The 17,337-nt window shown below is 66.8% G+C and carries 15 protein-coding genes; 6 read left to right on the forward strand and 9 right to left on the reverse strand.

Annotation, left to right across the window (positions count from 1 at the left end):
- Positions 1-40: 40 nt before the first annotated feature.
- Positions 41-307, reverse strand: a complete 267-nt coding sequence (locus tag FN976_RS07035) for a GlsB/YeaQ/YmgE family stress response membrane protein (protein ID WP_145892270.1) — start codon at positions 305-307, stop codon at positions 41-43.
- 310 nt (positions 308-617) lie between these two features.
- On the opposite strand from FN976_RS07035, the gene FN976_RS07040 reads away from it, so the two are divergent.
- The 5 genes from FN976_RS07040 to FN976_RS07060 all read left to right on the forward strand — a co-directional run bounded on the left by FN976_RS07040 (position 618) and on the right by FN976_RS07060 (position 4,676).
- Positions 618-1,649, forward strand: a complete 1,032-nt coding sequence (locus tag FN976_RS07040; RefSeq protein WP_145892271.1) for an ABC transporter substrate-binding protein — start codon at positions 618-620, stop codon at positions 1,647-1,649.
- Positions 1,646-2,503, forward strand: coding sequence for an ABC transporter ATP-binding protein (locus tag FN976_RS07045; RefSeq protein ID WP_145892272.1), 858 nt, complete (start codon positions 1,646-1,648; stop codon positions 2,501-2,503). Before FN976_RS07040 ends, FN976_RS07045 begins: the two co-directional genes overlap by 4 nt.
- On the forward strand, positions 2,500-3,270 hold the full coding sequence (locus FN976_RS07050; RefSeq protein ID WP_145892273.1) for an ABC transporter permease: 771 nt from the start codon (positions 2,500-2,502) through the stop codon (positions 3,268-3,270). Before FN976_RS07045 ends, FN976_RS07050 begins: the two co-directional genes overlap by 4 nt.
- The gene (locus FN976_RS07055) at positions 3,267-4,097 is read left to right on the forward strand and encodes an urease accessory protein UreD (RefSeq protein ID WP_145892274.1); all 831 of its coding nucleotides are present in this window, start codon (positions 3,267-3,269) and stop codon (positions 4,095-4,097) included. The genes FN976_RS07050 and FN976_RS07055 overlap by 4 nt, the downstream gene beginning before the upstream one ends.
- Positions 4,098-4,268: 171 nt before the next feature.
- Positions 4,269-4,676, forward strand: coding sequence for a hypothetical protein (locus tag FN976_RS07060; protein ID WP_145892275.1), 408 nt, complete (start codon positions 4,269-4,271; stop codon positions 4,674-4,676).
- 60 nt (positions 4,677-4,736) lie between these two features.
- Here FN976_RS07060 and urtE read toward each other — a convergent pair whose 3' ends face one another.
- From urtE to FN976_RS07090, 6 genes are all read right to left on the reverse strand, one after another.
- Positions 4,737-5,429: an urea ABC transporter ATP-binding subunit UrtE gene (gene urtE / locus FN976_RS07065; RefSeq protein WP_145892276.1), complete on the reverse strand. Its 693-nt coding sequence runs from the start codon at positions 5,427-5,429 to the stop codon at positions 4,737-4,739.
- A gap of 1 nt (position 5,430) precedes the next feature.
- Positions 5,431-6,306, reverse strand: coding sequence for an urea ABC transporter ATP-binding protein UrtD (gene urtD, locus FN976_RS07070; protein WP_145892277.1), 876 nt, complete (start codon positions 6,304-6,306; stop codon positions 5,431-5,433).
- A complete protein-coding gene (urtC, locus tag FN976_RS07075) occupies positions 6,303-7,412 on the reverse strand; it encodes an urea ABC transporter permease subunit UrtC (protein ID WP_145892362.1) in 1,110 nt (369 codons plus the stop codon). The genes urtD and urtC overlap by 4 nt, the downstream gene beginning before the upstream one ends.
- Before the next feature lie 53 nt (positions 7,413-7,465).
- On the reverse strand, positions 7,466-9,037 hold the full coding sequence (urtB, locus tag FN976_RS07080; RefSeq protein WP_255440193.1) for an urea ABC transporter permease subunit UrtB: 1,572 nt from the start codon (positions 9,035-9,037) through the stop codon (positions 7,466-7,468).
- A gap of 139 nt (positions 9,038-9,176) precedes the next feature.
- Positions 9,177-10,448 (reverse strand): urea ABC transporter substrate-binding protein, encoded by a 1,272-nt coding sequence (gene urtA, locus FN976_RS07085; RefSeq protein ID WP_145892278.1) that lies wholly within the window; start codon positions 10,446-10,448, stop codon positions 9,177-9,179.
- A 170-nt stretch (positions 10,449-10,618) separates the two neighbouring features.
- Positions 10,619-12,055 (reverse strand): NAD(P)-binding protein, encoded by a 1,437-nt coding sequence (locus FN976_RS07090; RefSeq protein ID WP_186510773.1) that lies wholly within the window; start codon positions 12,053-12,055, stop codon positions 10,619-10,621.
- Positions 12,056-12,217: 162 nt separating this feature from the next.
- Between FN976_RS07090 and FN976_RS07095 the strand changes: the two genes are divergently transcribed.
- Entirely contained in the window at positions 12,218-12,826 is a 609-nt protein-coding gene (locus tag FN976_RS07095; RefSeq protein WP_145892280.1) for a hemerythrin domain-containing protein, read from the forward strand.
- Between the two features lie 8 nt (positions 12,827-12,834).
- Here the strand turns inward: FN976_RS07095 and FN976_RS07100 are convergent, their stop codons facing one another.
- Together FN976_RS07100 and FN976_RS07105 are read right to left on the reverse strand one after the other, a co-directional pair.
- Positions 12,835-13,824 carry a response regulator transcription factor gene (locus FN976_RS07100; protein ID WP_145892281.1) on the reverse strand — a complete coding sequence of 330 codons (990 nt, stop codon included), beginning with the start codon at positions 13,822-13,824 and terminating at the stop codon, positions 12,835-12,837.
- Positions 13,821-17,321: a hybrid sensor histidine kinase/response regulator gene (locus FN976_RS07105; RefSeq protein WP_145892282.1), complete on the reverse strand. Its 3,501-nt coding sequence runs from the start codon at positions 17,319-17,321 to the stop codon at positions 13,821-13,823. The genes FN976_RS07100 and FN976_RS07105 overlap by 4 nt, the downstream gene beginning before the upstream one ends.
- Positions 17,322-17,337 lie beyond the last annotated feature (16 nt).

Genomic DNA, 17,337 nt, shown 5'->3' on the forward strand with positions numbered 1-17,337 from the left:
CGGCATGCGCCGGCCTTTTTGCTGTCAGCTGGACTGCGACTTAGCGAACGCGGCCGCGGCGGAACAGGTTCACGATCGCCAGCAGGATGATGGCGCCGACCAGGGAAACCAGCACCGAGCCGATGCTGATGCCGTCATTGATCGTGCCCACGCCAACCAGCGGGGAGATGATCAGGCCGCCCAGGAACGCACCCACGATACCCACGATCACGTTCAGCAGGATGCCCTGCTGGCCGTCCGTGCGCATCACGAGGCTGGCCAGCCAGCCGACGACACCGCCAATGATCAACCAGATAAGAAAACCCATATTGCACTCCTAATGCCGCGAACGGCGTGTTGTTGATGGTCCCAGCCGTAATTGGGGGGCCGGTGCTGCTCACTATGGTTGGAAGGCGAAAAGCGAACCGTAGTCGCCTGTAAAGCCTCCGGGTCCGGTTGCAGCGCGTGGCCGCGTCGGACAACCCCTACCGCCACCGGAATTTTTCACGGGGTTTCCCCACTCCAGACCGGCGGCGGCGGGCGACGACAATAGCTGCTGCTCGGCAGCGCGCCTGCTCGACGGCATCGAATTTGCTTTGAACCCCTTTGTCTCAATTTCCGCCTTCCGGAGCCATTCCATGAAAAAACGGGCCTTCCTGACCACCGCCACCGCTTTCGCCCTGGCCGCCAGCTTTGGCGCGCAGGCGCAGACCACGCCGATCAAGTTCCAGCTCGATTGGCGGTTCGAAGGGCCGGCGGCCCTGTTCCTGCTGCCGGTGGCCAAGGGCTACTTCAAGGACGCCAAACTCGACGTGTCGGTCGACGCCGGCAGCGGCTCCGGCGCCGCCGTGCAGCGCGTGGCCACGGGCACCTACGACATGGGCTTCGCCGACATGGCCGCCCTGATGGAATTCCACGCCAACAACCCGGACGCGCCGAACAAGCCGGTGGGCGTGATGATGGTCTACAACAACACCCCGGCCGCCGTGATGGCCCTCAAGAAGTCGGGCATCAAGACGCCCGCCGACCTGGCCGGCAAGAAGCTGGGCGCCCCGGTGTTCGACGCCGGCCGGCGCGGCTTCCCGATCTTCCAGAAAGCCAACGGCATCGGCAACGTGACCTGGGTCTCGATGGATCCGCCGCTGCGCGAAACCATGCTGGCCCGCGGCGACGTCGACGCGATCACGGGCTTCTCGTTCACTTCGCTGCTGAACCTGGAAGCGCGCGGCGTGAAGCTGGACGAAGTCGTGACGCTCTCGTACCCCGACCACGGCGTCAAGCTCTATGGCAACGTGATCATCGCCTCGCCCAAGATGATCCGCGAGAACCCGCAGGCCGTGAAGGCCTTCCTGACCGCCTTCGCCAAGGGCGCCAAGGAAGCCATGGCGAATCCGGACGCGGCGATCGAGTTCGTCAAGCAGCGCGACGGCATCATCAACACCGACCTCGAGAAGCGCCGCTTCCGCATGTCGATCGATGCCGTCATCGCCAGCCCCGACGCGCGTGCCGAAGGCTTCGGCCAGGTCGTGCCTGGCCGTTTGGCGCTGATGGCTTCGCAGGTTTCCGATGCCTTCGGCACCAAGACGCGAGTGAACCCGGACGGGGTCTGGAATGCCAGCTTCCTGCCGACGAAGGCGGAGCTGAACGTCCTGCCCGCCGCCAAGAAGTGACGGAGACGCAAGGGGCCGGCGCCGCGACCAGCGGCGACGTTTTCATCGACTTCTCGGATGTCTGGCTGGCGTACAACGAGGAGTTGCACGCCGCCGGCCAATTCGCCGTCGAGGCCATCGACCTGAAGGTCGGCAAGGGCGAATTCATCGCCATCGTCGGCCCCTCCGGCTGCGGCAAGTCGACGTTCATGAAGCTGGCGACCGGGCTGCGCATGCCGTCGCGCGGCCGCATCCTGATCGATGGCCAGCCGGTGACCGGCCCGCTCAAGATCTCCGGCATGGCCTTCCAGGCGCCGTCGCTGCTGCCCTGGCGCACGACGGTGGACAACGTGCTGCTGCCGCTCGAGATCGTCGAGCCGTACCGCAGCAACTTCAAGGCGAAGCGCCCGGAATACGTGGAGCGCGCGCGCAAGCTGCTGCAGAAGGTCGGGCTGGGCGGCTACGAGGACAAGTTTCCCTGGCAGCTGTCGGGTGGCATGCAGCAGCGCGCCAGCATCTGCCGCGCCCTGATCCACGAACCCAAGATGCTGCTCCTCGACGAACCGTTCGGCGCGCTCGACGCTTTCACGCGCGAGGAGCTGTGGTGCATCCTGCGTGATCTCTGGACGGAGCAGCGCTTCAACGTGATCCTGGTCACCCACGACCTGCGCGAATCGGTGTTCCTGGCCGACAAGGTCTACGTCATGAGCAAGAGCCCGGGGCGCTTCGTGGTGAAGCGCGACATCGAACTGCCGCGCCCGCGCGAGCTCGAGATCACGTACACCAAGGAATTCACCGACATCGTCCATGACCTGCGCAGCCACATCGGCGCGTTGCGCAAGACGACGCTGGCCGCCGCCGGAGCGACGCCATGAAGGTCAACCGCAATTTCGAACGCTGGGCCCCGCTGCTGCTGGCCGCGGCCCTGCTGGTGCTTTGGCAGATCTTCGTCATGGCGCTGCGCATCCCGGAATTCATCTTCCCCAGCCCCTGGCAGATCGCGCAGCAGTTCGCCGAGTTCAAAGGCCCCTTGCTGGCGGCGGCCTGGGGGACCTTCTGGGTCACGATGGTGGGCTTCGGCCTCTCGATCGTGGCCGGCGTCATGCTGGGCTTCCTGATCGGTTCCTCGCGGATGGCGTACGCGGCGGTGTATCCGCTGATGGTGGGTTTCAACGCGGTGCCCAAGGCCGCGATCGTTCCGATCCTTGTGGTGTGGTTCGGCATCGGCGTCGGACCCGGCATCCTGACCGCCTTCCTCATCTCCTTCTTCCCCATCATGGTGAACATCGCCACCGGGCTGGCCACCCTGGAGCCGGAACTCGAGGACGTGCTGCGGGTGCTCGGCGCGAAGCGCTGGGACGTGCTGGTCAAGGTGGGACTGCCCCGCTCCATGCCCTACTTCTACGGCTCGCTCAAGATCGCCATCACGCTGGCCTTCGTCGGTACGGTGCTGGCCGAGATGACGGCCGGCGATTCAGGCATCGGCAACCTGATCCAGACGGCCGGCAGCCAGCAGCGGATGCCGCTGGCCTTCGCCGGGCTGGTGGCGATCAGCGTGATGGCCATGGCGATGTACGAGCTGTTCAGCTACATCGAAAAGCACACGACCGCCTGGGCGCACCGCGGCTCGCAGGACCATTGACCTGGCACGCGCAACTTCGGCTGGACTACACGGCCGAGCACGGCCGCAGCGTCGCCCGCTTCGCGCACGACGGGCCGCTGCGCATCCTGCAAAGCCTGTATCCGGAAGGCGATGCCGTTTGCCACAACGTCCTGGTGCACCCGCCGGGCGGGCTGGTGGGCGGCGACACCTTGCAGATCGACGTCTCGGCCGGCCCGGGCAGCCACGGGCTGGTGACCACGCCGGGCGCCTCGCGCTTCTATCGCAGCGATGCCGGCCCGGCCGTGCAAAGCGCGCACATCCGCGGCCAGGCTGATTCGCGGGTGGAATGGTTGCCGCTGGAAGCCCTCTACTACAGCGGCTGCCTGGCGCAGAACCGGCTGGTGCTGGCCCTGGAGCCAGGCGCCGAGCTGCTGGGCTGGGACATCGCCGCGCTCGGCTTGCCCCAGGCGAATCAACCATTCGTGCAGGGCGAGGTGTTGCAGCATCTGGAACTGCAAGGTGCCTGGCTGGAGCGCGGCCGGATCGCCGCCGCCGACTCTCGATTGCTCGACGGCCCGCTGGGCCTGGCGGGCCACCGCTGCCTGGCCACGCTGTTCTTCACGGCGGGCGCCCCCATCGCGCGGCCCCGCCGCGACCGCCTGCTGGAGGCCGCTCGTGACGTGATTGCCGCGCACGCGCTCGCGCCGACGGCGGGCGCCACCGCCCCGGGGCCACGGGTGGTGGCCTTGCGGGTGCTGGCCGACCTGGTGGAGCCCGCGATCGGCCTGCTGAAATCCGTCCGCCGGGCTTGGCGCGACGTCGCCTGGGACCTGGGCGGGAACGATCCCCGAGGCTGGGCTCTCTAGCCTTTTCGCAGCAATTTTTCACGGATTCCCCTGGGCCGCGCAGGCCGGGAAGGTGCCGTCCTACCCGGCCATGGGCGGCCAGCGGAGCCCAAGCCGACCCCTCCTCCGGCAGCAAGCGCGCGGACCCTCGCCCAGACTTCAGGCATTCACCGAAATGCAAGGAGCCACCCCATGAACAAGGCCGCACATTCCCGCAAGAGCCTGATTTCCTTCGGCGCCATCGCCCTGCTGGCGGTCGGGGCCGCCACCGCCCAGGTTGCCACCGGCACCACCGGCATCGACGCTTCCGGCAGCTACCAGCAGGAAGTGCAGGCTTGCAACAGCGGCGCGACCCAGCAGGACCGCGAGACCTGCCTGAAGGAGGCCCGCAACGCCCAGGCCGACAAGCGCCGCGGCGTGCTGGACACGGCCGGCAGCCTGGAAGCCAACGCCATGACCCGCTGCAATGTGTTCACCAGCGGCGAAGACAAGGCGGCCTGCGAAGCGCGCGTGATGGGCGCGGGCAACATCGAAGGCAGCGTCGCCGGCGGCGGCCTGATCCGTGAGCTGGAAACGGTCACGCCTCCGGCCCAGAAGTAAAGGCCTCGGCACCAACGGAAAGCCGGCCTGCGGGCCGGCTTCTTCATGGGTGGACGGTCGTCAGATCGCGACGAGCTGCCGCACGCCCTGCGCTTCCATGTCCTTGCCCGCGCCACGCGCGACGACCACACCGCGCTCCATCACCAGGTAGTCGTCCGCCAGCTCCTGCGCGAAGTCGTAGTACTGCTCGACCAGCAGGATCGCCATGTCGCCGCGATCCGCCAGCATGCGGATGACGCGGCCGATGTCCTTGATGATGCTGGGCTGGATGCCCTCGGTGGGCTCATCCAGCACCAGCAGCTTCGGCTTGGCGGCAAGCGCACGCGCGATCGCCAGTTGCTGCTGCTGCCCGCCCGACAGGTCGCCGCCCCGCCGGTTGATCATCTGCTTCAACACCGGAAAGAGCTCGAAGAGCTCGGCGGGAATGGGCGTATTGCCCGATTTGTAGGCGAGGCCCATGCGGAGGTTTTCCTCCACCGTGAGCCGCGCGAAGATCTCCCGGCCCTGCGGCACGAAACCGATGCCGGCCCGGGCTCGCTGGTACGGCGTGGCGCCCTGGATGGGCTTGCCGTCGAATTCGATGCTGCCGGTCTTGATGGGCACCAGCCCCATCAGCGACTTCAGCAGCGTGGTCTTGCCCACGCCATTGCGGCCCAGGACCACCGTGACCTTGCCGAGATGCGCCTCGGCGCTGACGTCGCGCAGGATGTGCGAGCCGCCGTAGTACTGGTTGACGTTCTTGATGCTCAGCATGTCATCTGCCCAGGTAGACCTCGATGACGCGCTCGTCGTTCTGAACCTGCTCCAGGGTGCCCTCCGCCAGCACTGAGCCTTCGTGCAGCACCGTGACCTTTTCCGAGATGGTCTTGATGAAGCTCATGTCGTGCTCCACCACCATCAGCGAATGCTGGCCCTTCAGCGTGAGAAAAAGCTCGGCGGTGCGTGCTGTTTCTTCGTCCGTCATGCCGGCCACGGGTTCGTCCAGCAGCAGCAGCTTCGGGTCCTGCATCAGCAGCATGCCGATCTCCAGCCACTGCTTCTGGCCGTGGCTGAGCGTGCCGGCCAGCCGGTCGACCGCATCGGCCAGATGGATGGTCTGCAGGATCTCCGCCAGCCGGTCGCTTTCGCCCGAATCGAGCCGGAAGAACATCGAGGCTTTCACGCCCTTGTCCGTCTTGAGCGCCAGTTCGAGGTTCTCGAACACCGTGAGCTGCTCGAACACGGTGGGCTTCTGGAACTTGCGCCCGATGCCCATGCCGGCGATCTCGGCTTCCTTGTAGCGCAGCAGGTCGATGGTGCTGCCGAAGAAGACGGTGCCGGCATCCGGCCGCGTCTTGCCCGTGATGATGTCCATCATCGTCGTCTTGCCGGCGCCGTTGGGCCCGATGATGCAGCGCAGTTCGCCGGGCGCGATGTCCAGCGACAGGTTGTTGATCGCCTTGAAGCCGTCGAAGCTGACGCTCACGTCCTCCAGGTACAGGATGCGGCCGTGCGCGACATCGACCTCACCGTGCACCACCGGACGGGAGAAGCCGGCGGCACGGCCGCCCGATTCCGTCTTGCCCTGCGGCTTCGCGGCCAGCAGCGCCTGCGCGCGGCGCGCGCCCTCTTCCATCAGGTCGGGCGTCATGACGCCTTCCCCATCAGCTTCTTCGCCAGGCCGACCACGCCATTCGGCAGGAACAAGGTCACGGCGATGAACAGCATTCCCAGGAAGTACAGCCAGTACTCCGGCGCCGCGACGGTCAGCCAGCTCTTGGCGCCGTTGACGATGAAGGCGCCGATGATGGGGCCGATCAGCGTGGCACGTCCGCCGACCGCGGCCCAGATCGCGATCTCGATCGAGTTCGCCGGGCTCATCTCGCCTGGGTTGATGATGCCGACCTGGGGCACGTAGAGCGCGCCGGCCACGCCGCACATGATGGCGGAAATGGTCCAGATGGTCAGCTTGAATCCGATGGGGTTGTAGCCCGAGAACATGACGCGCGACTCTGCATCGCGGATCGCCTGCAGCACCCGGCCGAACTTGCTGGCGACCAGCCAGCGGGCGAACAGGAAGAAGCCGAGCAGCGTGAGGCCGGTCATCACGAACAGCGTCATGCGCATGGTCGGGGTGGCGATGGCGATGCCGAGGATGCGCTTGAAGTCCGTGAAGCCGTTGTTGCCGCCGAAGCCCGTCTCGTTCCGGAAGAACAGGAGCATCGCCGCGAAAGTCAGCGCCTGCGTGATGATGGAGAAATAGACGCCCTTGATGCGGGAGCGGAAGGCGAAGTAGCCGAAGATGAAGGCCACGATGCCCGGCACAGCGACGATCAGGATGCAGGTCGCGATGAAGCTGTCGGAAAAGGTCCAGTGCCAGGGCAGCGTTTTCCAGTCCAGGAAGACCATGAAATCCGGCAGGTCGCTCTTGTAGTTGCCGTCGCGGCCGATCTGGCGCATGAGGTACATGCCCATGGCATAGCCGCCGAGCGCGAAGAAGAGGCCGTGGCCGAGCGACAGGATGCCGGTGTACCCCCAGATCAGGTCCATGGCCAGCGCGCAGATGGCGTAGCACATGATCTTGCCGACCAGCGCCACCGCGTAGTCGCTCATGTGGAAGACGCTGCCTTGGGGGACCACCAGGTTCAGCAGCGGCGCGACGCCGCACACCAGGACCAGGGCCACCAGGAACGCCGTCCAGCCGCGCGGGCTCATCACCCGGGCGCGCGGGGGCAGAACCACGGGCATGGGTTTCATGCCGGCTCCGGACTGCAGCGACTGCACGATCGATTCAGGTGCGCGGTCCATGGTCATGCTTCCGCACTGCGGCCCTTGACCGCGAACAGGCCTTGCGGGCGTTTCTGGATGAACACCACGATCAGCACCAGCACGGCGATCTTCGCCAGCACCGCGCCGGCCCAGCCTTCGATGAACTTGTTGAGGATGCCCAGGCCGAGCGCGGCGTACACGGTGCCCGCCAGCTGCCCGACGCCGCCCAGCACGACGACCATGAACGAGTCGACGATGTAGGCCTGCCCCAGGTCGGGCCCGACGTTGCCGATCTGGCTGAGCGCGCAACCCGCCAGGCCGGCGATGCCGGAACCGAGCGCGAACGCGTAGGTGTCGACGCGTGCGGTGTTCACGCCCATGCACGACGCGATCGGCCGGTTCTGGGTGACGCCGCGCACGAACAGCCCGAGCCGCGTGCGCGAGATCAGGAAACCCATGCCCAGCAGCACGGCAAAGGCGAAGCCGATGATGATGATGCGGTTCCAGGGCAGTTGCAGGTTGCCCATGACCACGACGCCGCCACTCATCCAGCTGGGGTTCTCGACGCCGACGTTCTGCGCGCCGAAGACGCTGCGCACCAGCTGCATCAGCATCAGGCTGATGCCCCAGGTGGCCAGCAGCGTTTCCAGCGGACGGCCGTAGAGGAAACGGATGACGCCGCGCTCGAGGATGGCGCCCATGGCGGCCGCGGCCGCGAAGGATACGGGCACGGCGGCGACCAGGTACCAGTCGAAGGCGCCGGGCGCGTACTGGCGGAACAGGCCCTGCACGACATAGGTGGCATAGGCGCCGATCATCATCAACTCGCCGTGCGCCATGTTGATGACGCCCATCAGGCCATAGGTGATCGCTAGGCCCAGCGCCACCAGCAGCAGGATGGAGCCCAGGCTGATGCCCGAGAAGATGGCGCCGAAGCGGTCACCCCAGGCCAGCCCGGCGTCCACTTCGCGCAACGAGGCGGCCAGCGCGGCTTTCACGTCGGGTTCGGTCTCCGCGGCGATGCGCTCCAGCAGCAGGGTCTTGGTGGCGGGGCTACGGCTGGAAGTGAGCACGCGGGCGGCATCGAGCCGCTTCGCCTTGTCGGAGCTGGCCAGCAGGGCGGCGGCACGCACCAGTTCGAGTTGCGCCTTGATCGCCGGGTTCTGCTCGGTGGCGAGCGCCTTTTCGATCAGCGGAAGCTTGGACTCGTCGGCATCCTTCTGCAGGATGGCGACGGCTTCGGCGCGCAGCTTGTCGTCCTTCGAGAACAGCTTGAGGCCCGCGAGCGCGGTGTCGAGTTCGCCACGCATGCGGTTGTTGCTGATGACATCTTCGGCATCGGCAGGCAGCGCCACTTCGGCGCCGGTGACGGGGTCGAAGCCCTTGCCATCCTGGATGACGAAGACCTTGTCACCGGAAGACTTGACGGCGTCCTCCGACAGCGCCTTGATGAAGGCGGCCGTCTTGTCGTCGCCGGCGATGACGGCCTTGGTGAGCGCCTCGATGCGTGCGTCGGCTTCGCCGATGGCGATGGCCTTGGCTTCGTCGGCGGTGAGTGCATGGGAGGCCGTGGCGCCCCACATCGCCAGCAGCAGGAGGATCGTTTTCAGCATGTAGGAACCTGTGCAATGGGCGGCACGCCGCCCATCACGCAAGCACCTCCGAACTGTCATGCCGGACTTGATCCGGCATCCATTGGGGGCATGCCACCATGGATTGCGGGTCAAGCCCGCAATGACAGCCTGGAAGGCTTTACGACTTCGACTTCCCGTCCGGCTCGTCTTTCTTCTTGTCGTTGCCTTCGATGTACGGCGACCAGGGCTTGGCCTTCACCGGGCCCGGCGTCTTCCAGACCACGTTGAACTGGCCGTCCGCCTTCACTTCGCCGATGAACACGGGCTTGTGCAGGTGGTGGTTCTTCTCGTCCATCTTGGCGGTGAAGCCGGACGGTGCCTTGAAGGTCTGGCCGGCCATGGCGGCGATGACCTTGTCGACGTCGGTGGACTTGGCCTTCTCGACGGCCTGCTTCCACATGTAGACGCCGATGTAGGTGGCTTCCATCGGATCGTTGGTGAGCGGCTTGTCCTTGTGGCCGGCGATGCCCTTGGCCTTGGCGTAGGCGGCCCACTTCTTCACGAACTCGTCGTTGGTCGGGTTCTTGACGGACTGGAAGTAGTTCCAGGCGGCCAGGTGGCCCACCAGCGGCTTGGTGTCCACGCCGCGCAGTTCTTCCTCGCCCACCGAGAAGGCGACGACGGGGACGTCCTTGGCCTTCAGGCCGGCGTTGCCCAGTTCCTTGTAGAAGGGCACGTTGGAGTCGCCGTTGATGGTGGAGATCACCGCGGTCTTGCCACCGGCGGAGAACTTCTTCACGTCCGCGACGATGGTCTGGTAGTCGCTGTGGCCGAACGGGGTGTACTTCTCGTCGATGTCGCTGTCCTTCACGCCCTTGGACTTGAGGAAGGCGCGCAGGATCTTGTTGGTGGTGCGGGGATACACGTAGTCGGTGCCCAGCAGCACGAAGCGCTTGGCGCCGCCGCCTTCCTTGGACATCAGGTATTCGACGGCGGGGATGGCCTGCTGGTTGGGCGCGGCACCCGTGTAGAACACGTTCTTGGACAGCTCTTCACCTTCGTATTGCACGGGGTAGAACAGCAGGCCGTTCAGTTCCTCGACGACCGGCAGCACCGACTTGCGCGACACACTGGTCCAGCAGCCGAACATGACGGCGACCTTGTCCTGCGTGAGCAGCTGCTTGGTCTTCTCGGCGAACAGCGGCCAGTTGGAGGCCGGATCGACCACCACGGGCTCGAGCTTCTTGCCCAGCACGCCGCCCTTGGCGTTGATCTCTTCGATCGCCATGAGCACCGTGTCCTTGAGGACGGTCTCGGAAATGGCCATGGTGCCGGACAGGCTGTGCAGCACGCCGACCTTGATGGTGTCGCCCGACTGGGCGAAGGAAACGCCCGCGCCGGCCAGTGCGACCGCGGCGGTGAGCGCCTTGAGGGTGAAACGACGTTGCATCTGCATTTGCTCCTGAAAGCTGAAGGAAAACCCCGGAAAGAAACCTGAAACTCGCCTCACCTCGCCTCGAGGCTCGATGTGGACGGTTTGATTCTGGGATTCGGCTCAGCTTCCGGAAATACGTCGCATGGCGTACGGCCGGGCGGGTCCGCCGTGCGCGGACCCGCGTTTCAGCAGGCGGGCTCGGGCACCCGCTCCCTGGATTCGGGTCGGCAGGCGGCCAGGAGGGCCGGCAGGCGCGGAGCGGCCGCCTTCACGGCGCGGACGTACCGCTCCATCACCTCCGGCGCCAGCTGGTGCCGCGCGCGCGTCGCGTAGTCCAGGCGGCTGTTCTCCAGCCAATCCATCAGGCCCGGGTGGCGCGCCCAGGCCTGCCGGTTGGCCAGCGTGATCGCCTGCATCGTGACCCACCCCGCCTCGTCGCGCGGATGCGGCACCGGGCGGCACATCGCGTTCTTCTCCGCGGCACCGCCCGCCACCCGGGCTTCGACGGCGGCGATGAACGCAGCGCTGAAGGACGGGCCGCACTGGCGCACGTACTGCAGGTGGATCGCCGCGTCATCCTCGAACACCGGGATCGGCGCCTGCAGCGGGATGCCGCAGGCCGTGCAGTCGATGAACAGCTCGCCGGGCAGCACATCGGCCTTTCCCTGGTCCAACGACAGCTGGCCCGGGGTGATGGAGCGCACGCGCCCCATCCGCAGGATGTTGCCGATCCGGCGGAGCTCCGCCAGTTCCTGCGTGGTGACGGTTGCGCAGCGGTACTTGGTGGGGCGGACGGAAGGGTCGAGACGCAGCAGCTGGCCCGCGCTTTCCAGCCGCATGAACAGGTCATCCAGCGACTCCGCTTCGGCCACGCATTCGAACTGCGCCGCCAGCGACCCGAAGAACCGGGGCAGATGCTCCGCGCCGGGCTGCACGTTGGCACGGTCCAGGAACCAGGCGTCGTTCGGCATGACCCAGCGGATGCGCGACGGGTCGGTGCCGTTCTGCAGCAGCCACAGGCAGGCGTCGATGCCCGTCTTGCCCGACCCCACCACGGTGTAGCGCGCGTGAGGGCTGGCCAGGCGCGGCAGGGCATTGATCGGGACGCAATGGATGCCCGCGGCCACCTGGTAGCGTGGCGCATGCGTGGCCGGCACTTCGGTGCCGGTGTGCGTCGCATGCACGACCTTGCGGCGGACGGAAACGGCGATTTCCGCGCCGTCGAGAAGCGAGCGGAGGAGCTGCCGCCCTTGCCCGTCGATGCCCGCATGCTCCGTCATCGAAAGGAAGCGCACCCGGCCCGAAGCCAGCAGCTTCTGCCGCAGCAGCTGGTCGAAATGGTCCAGCACGGCCTGGCCGGAAGCCATCTCGTGCAGGCCGCGGTTGGTGCCCACCTCGTCCACCGCGCCGGTGGCAAGCTCGCGCGAGTTCACGCCGTAGAACGCCGAGGGCTGGTGCAGCCGCACGAAGGAGTAGGCATCGTTCCAGTGGCCACCCGGGCGATGGCGGCGGTCCACCAGCGTGATGTGCGCGTCCGGGCGCTCGTCGAAGAGCGAGTCGGCGAAGGCCATGCCCATCGCGCCCGCGCCGATCACCAGGTAGTCCGTTTCGAAGTTTTCCATGCTCTTGTGCCTTTCAGTCGAAGGAATTGTCGGAGCGCGAGGGGCGGGGGAACAGGGCCGCAAGTCGCCGCTTCTTGTCCGGATGTCCGGCGATGCCGTCCGACAGGGCCTGCCGCCGGTTCCGGCCCCAATGGAGGGACCCGCGAACCCCAGGAGCCCACCATGACTTCCCTGCTGCACCAGCTCTCCCCTGGCATCACCAACATGATCCGGCTGGACCACAGCCATGTGCTCATGGCGTTCCACCAGTACGAGATGGACGCTTCGCCCCGGGTGAAGAAGGGCCTCGCGGACAATGTCTGCCTGGCCATCGAGATCCACGCGCAGCTGGAAGAGGAGATCTTCTATCCGGCCCTGCGGCTCGTCGCCGACACCGAGGTGCTGCGCAAGAGCACGCCTGAGCACGACGAGATGCGCGGGCTGATCGCCCGGCTGCGCAACACGCTGGTCACGGACCTGGAATTCGATGACGCATTCTTCACCCTGATGCGGCACGTCATGCACCACGTCGCCGATGAAGAGACGCTGTTGCTGCCTGCCGCGGAGCGGCTTTTGCCTCAGCAGCTGCCGGAGCTGGGCGCCCGGATGACGAGGCGCCGGCTGGAGCTGACCGCGCCGCGTACGCCCGAACTGGCCAGCAGCATGGCGCGCTCCCTGAGCCTGGGGACGGCGGTAGCGGCCGGCACGGCGCTGATCAGCGGCGCCAGCCTGTTGGCGCGGCACCGGGGGCCGGGCGAGTCATGGTTGCGGCGCACGCCCGGCATCCGCTAGCCAAAAGCCTACCCTTCGAAATGCGGATGCAGCTGCCGGATCCGGTTCATCGCCATCCCCGCGGCGGCAGTGCGCGTCTCCACACCCAGCTTCACGAAGATGCGCTCCAGGTGCTTCTTCACCGTGGCCGGGCTGGAGCCGAGGATGTCGCCGATGTCGCGGTTGATCTTGCCCTTGACCACCCAGTAAAGCACCTCCGCCTCGCGCGCCGTGAGCTTGAAGGCCAGGCTCATGGACTCGATGATTGCGACATCCGACACTTCGCGCATCACGATCAGCCAGTCGTCGTCGCCGGTCTGCCGGTGCAGACGGATGCTGAGCCGGCGCGCCCCGAGTTCGGCCGACAGCTTCGGCGGCTCGATGTTGCGTTCCGCGTCGTTCAGGTGACGCCGCAGCCAGGTGAGGATGGCCGCGGGTGTTTCGGGCGCCGAGGTGCCGTAGTAGGCCTTCAGCAGGTCGCGCGCCAGCGGCGTCTGCCACATCAGCTTGCCGTCGCTCACGCGCACGGCGATGCTGGCGTAGCCGAAAGCGTCGAGCGCATTGCGCGTCTGCCGCGCGAGGCGCGCGCTCTGCAAGTGCACCCCCATGCGCGCCATCACTTCCTTGGGTTTGATCGGCTTGGTGACGTAGTCGACGCCGCCCGCCTCCAGCGCGGCCACCAGGTGTTCGGTGTCGGTCAGGCCTGTCATGAAGATGATGGGAATCTGCGCGGTCTCGCGGCCGGCCTTCAGGCGCTTGGCCACTTCGAAGCCGTCCATGCCGGGCATCATGGCGTCCAGCAGCACGATGTCGGGCAGGGCCTGCGCGGCGCGCAGCAGGGCGGCTTCGCCGCTGGTGGCCACCAGCACGGTGTAGCCGGATTCATCGAGCGCGTCGTGCAGCACCGAGAGGTTGTCGGGCACGTCATCGACGATCAGCACCACATCGCTGTTGGCGCGGTCGAGCGCCGCGCCCCAGGCCGGGGTGCCGGTTCCCGTGGGGTCCCGCGTCGCGTTCATCGGTCGGTTCCTTCCAGCGTGGGCATTGATGCGCGGGCCAGCTCGCGGCCGATCGCCTCGAACTGGAATTGCCGCGCCAGCTCGCGCATGGCGGCGGTGAATGCGCCGCACTCGGCTTGCGCATTGTCGATGGCGTCGAGCTGGTGCAGGATGCCGCGGTAGTAGCCCAGTTGCACGGCTTGCTGCAAAGGCGCCAGCAGGTCGGGACGCGGCCACACCCAGGCCGCCGGTTCGGATGGCGCCGGCAAGGGTGCCTCCTCCAGCCATTGCAGGCCGAGCTGCCGTTCCAGCCAATCCAGCAGTTCGCTATGGCGCACCGGCTTGAGGATGAAGTCTTCGGTGCGGATGCCGGCGTCGTTCTCCAGACCCTTGTCGAAGGCGTTGGCTGAAACCACGGCGATGCGAGCCTCCACGCCGTCCAGCCGGCGCACCCGGCGGATGGTCTCCCAGCCATCGATGCCGGGCATCGCGAGGTCCATCAGGATCGCGTCCGGTTGCAGGCCAGCCGCCAGGAGGTCCAGTGCATCGTGGCCGCTGGCCGCGGTGCGCAGCTCGAAGCCGAGGGGCTCCAACAGGTGCACCAGCAGCTCGCGGTCGGCTTCCTCGTTGTCGACCACCAGCACCTTGCGGCGCGCACCGGCATAGGCGCGGCGCACAGGTTGCGCGCGCGCTTTGGGCACCGAAGCGGCGTGGACTTCGGGCAGGAACAGGTGGACCCGGAACACCGAGCCGCGGCCCGGCGTGCTGGTCGCGCTCAGCTGGCCGCCCATCAGGTCCGTGAGCATCTTGGCGATGGTGAGGCCCAGGCCGGCGCCGGGCGCCGAGTGGCTGGCCGTGTTGCCGCGCGCGAAGGGTTCGAAGATCTGGTCCAGTTCTTCCGTGGTCATGCCGGGGCCGGTGTCCTCGATGTCGATCAGCGCCATTTCGCGCGCATACCGGACGCGGAAGATCACCTGGCCCGCGGACGTGAACTTGATCGCGTTGCCGAGCAGGTTGATCAGGATCTGCCGCACGCGCTTTTCGTCCGCACGCACCACGTCCGGCACCGCGCCGCTGGCCTCGAAGCGAAAGGACAGGCCCTTGGCGGACGCCTGCAGCTCGAACAGGCTCGCCATCTCCTCCACGCAATCGGCAAAGCGCATCGGCTTCACGTTCAACGTGAGCTTGCCGGATTCGATGCGGGCGATGTCCAGCGTGCCTTCGATCAGCGACAGCAGGTGTTCGCCGCCGCGCTTGATGACGTTGATGGCGTGCTTGCGGTGGCCCGGCATCGAGGCGTCTTCGCCCATCAGCTGCGCATAGCCCAGGATGCTGTTGAGCGGCGTGCGCAGCTCGTGGCTGATGGCGCTGATGTAGCGGCTCTTGGCGTGGTTGGCCTGCTCCGCGGCCTGCTTGGCGGCCTCGGCCAGGATGCGCGCCTTCTGCAGCGCTTCGTCGGTCTGGCGGTGCGAATCGATCTCGCGCATCAGCAGGTGGGCCTGGCGGTTCGATTCCTCCTGCGCCACCTGCCGGCTCTTGTGCGCCAGCACCAGCCACCAGGCCACGATGCCCGCCACCACCAGCAAGGCCATATAGGCCTTCAGGAACGTCGCCCGCAAGGCACTCTGGGTCATCGCCGCGAACTCGGGCAGCTGCGCCGCGCCCTGGGTCTCCTGGTGATACAGCAAGCCGATCAAGGCGCCGAGCAGCGGTGCCACCACCAGCATCAGCAGCAGGAAGTGGCCGAGGCCGGTGTCCAGGTAGGGCCAGATGCGCTTCGGCAACAACCAGCGCAGCGTGGCGGACCATTGCGCGGACAGGCTCGCCTCCGGTTTGCAGAGGTCGCCGCAGCGCGCATCGAGCGTGCAACAGAGGGAACAGATGGCGCCCTGGTAGGCCGGGCAATGGGCCATGTCCGGGCCCTCGTATTCGCGTTCGCAGATGACGCAGCGCTTCAGCGCGGTGGGGTGCACCGCCTCGTCCGGCTGACGCGCGATGTAGTAGCGGCCTTTGGTGGCCCACGCGATGGCCGGCGCGGCGACGAAGGCGACGCCCATGGCGATGAGGGCCGAGAACGCTTGCGCCAGCGGACCGAACACCCCCAGGTAGGCCACGATCGAGAGCAGCGACGCCAGCGCCATCGCGCCGACGCCGACCGGATTGATGTCGTACAGGTAGGCGCGCTTGAATTCGATGCCCTTGGGCGACAGGCCCAGCGGCTTGTTCACCACGAGGTCGGCCACGACGGCCATGATCCAGGCGATGGCGATGTTGGAGTACAGGCCCAGCACCTCCCCGAGGGCCTGGAACACATTCATCTCCATCAGCATGAAGGCGATGAGCGTGTTGAACACGACCCAGACCACCCGGCCCGGATGGCTGTGCGTGACGCGCGAGAAGAAGTTGGACCAGGCGAGCGAACCCGCATAGGCGTTGGTGACGTTGATCTTCAGCTGCGAGATCACGACGAACAACGCGGTGGCCGCCACCGCCCACCCGTAGTTGGGGAACACGTACTCGTAGGCCGCCAGGTACATCTGGTTCGGGTCGACCGCGCGGTCGGTCGGCACCATGTGCTTGATGGCCAGGTAGGCCAGGCAGGCGCCGCCCAGCATCTTGATCACGCCCAGGACGACCCAGCCGGGGCCGCCGACCAGGACGCCCATCCACCAGGCGCGGCGGTTGTGCCGGGTCTGCGCCGGCATGAAGCGCAGGTAGTCGGCCTGTTCGCCCATCTGCGTGATCAGCGCGATGCCCACGGTCAAGGCTGCACCGAACAGGTGCAATTCAAAGCCGCCGCCCACCGACTTATCACCGGCATAGTGCGTGATTCCACTGAATGCACCAGGATCGCGCGCCAGCACATAGGCAAAAGGCACCACGAGCATCACCAGCCAGATCGGCTGGGTCCAGGCCTGCAAGCGGCTGATGGCCGACACGCCGTGCGTCACGAGCGGGATCACCGCCAGGGCGCAGATCAGGTAGCCCCAGCTCGGGGGGATGCCCAGCGCCAGTTCCAGCGCGTAGGCCATGACGGCCGCTTCCAGCGCGAAGAAGATGAAGGTGAACGACGCGTAGATCAGCGACGTCAACGTGGAGCCGATGTAGCCGAAGCCGGCGCCGCGCGTCAGCAGGTCCATGTCGACCCCGTAGCGGGCGGCGTAGATGCTGATCGGCAGGCCGGCCACGAAGATGATCAGCCCCGTGACGAGGATCGCCCAGAAGGCGTTCATGAAGCCGTACTGCACCAGCAGGGTGGCGCCGACGGCCTCCAGGATCAGGAACGAGGCGGCGCCGAAGGCGGTGTTGGCGACGCGGAACGGCGACCATTTGCGGAAGCGCTGCGGCGCGAAACGCAGCGCGTAGTCCTCCATCGTCTCGCTGGCGACCCAGTTGTTGTAATCCCGGCGCACCTTCACCACGCGCTGGGGCGCGCCTTCGGTGGGAATGGGCACGATCGGGATGATTTGGCTCACCCCGGGAAATCGCAGGTTCCGTGCCACGGCCGGTTTGTCCATCCGCCTTCTGGCGTAT

Origin of the sequence: Caenimonas sedimenti (genome assembly GCF_007833165.1) — a bacterium.
GTDB lineage: Bacteria > Pseudomonadota > Gammaproteobacteria > Burkholderiales > Burkholderiaceae_C > Ramlibacter > Ramlibacter sedimenti.

Coding starts and splice junctions, on each gene's coding strand:
- urtD (WP_145892277.1), bottom strand. CDS start 6,306: ATGACGCCCGACCTGATGGAAGAGGGCGCGCGCCGCGCGCAGGCGCTG.
- urtE (WP_145892276.1), bottom strand. CDS start 5,429: ATGCTGAGCATCAAGAACGTCAACCAGTACTACGGCGGCTCGCACATC.
- FN976_RS07090 (WP_186510773.1), bottom strand. CDS start 12,055: ATGGAAAACTTCGAAACGGACTACCTGGTGATCGGCGCGGGCGCGATG.
- urtC (WP_145892362.1), bottom strand. CDS start 7,412: ATGAAACCCATGCCCGTGGTTCTGCCCCCGCGCGCCCGGGTGATGAGC.
- FN976_RS07050 (WP_145892273.1), top strand. CDS start 2,500: ATGAAGGTCAACCGCAATTTCGAACGCTGGGCCCCGCTGCTGCTGGCC.
- urtA (WP_145892278.1), bottom strand. CDS start 10,448: ATGCAACGTCGTTTCACCCTCAAGGCGCTCACCGCCGCGGTCGCACTG.
- FN976_RS07040 (WP_145892271.1), top strand. CDS start 618: ATGAAAAAACGGGCCTTCCTGACCACCGCCACCGCTTTCGCCCTGGCC.
- FN976_RS07095 (WP_145892280.1), top strand. CDS start 12,218: ATGACTTCCCTGCTGCACCAGCTCTCCCCTGGCATCACCAACATGATC.
- FN976_RS07035 (WP_145892270.1), bottom strand. CDS start 307: ATGGGTTTTCTTATCTGGTTGATCATTGGCGGTGTCGTCGGCTGGCTG.
- FN976_RS07060 (WP_145892275.1), top strand. CDS start 4,269: ATGAACAAGGCCGCACATTCCCGCAAGAGCCTGATTTCCTTCGGCGCC.
- urtB (WP_255440193.1), bottom strand. CDS start 9,037: ATGCTGAAAACGATCCTCCTGCTGCTGGCGATGTGGGGCGCCACGGCC.
- FN976_RS07105 (WP_145892282.1), bottom strand. CDS start 17,321: ATGGACAAACCGGCCGTGGCACGGAACCTGCGATTTCCCGGGGTGAGC.
- FN976_RS07100 (WP_145892281.1), bottom strand. CDS start 13,824: ATGAACGCGACGCGGGACCCCACGGGAACCGGCACCCCGGCCTGGGGC.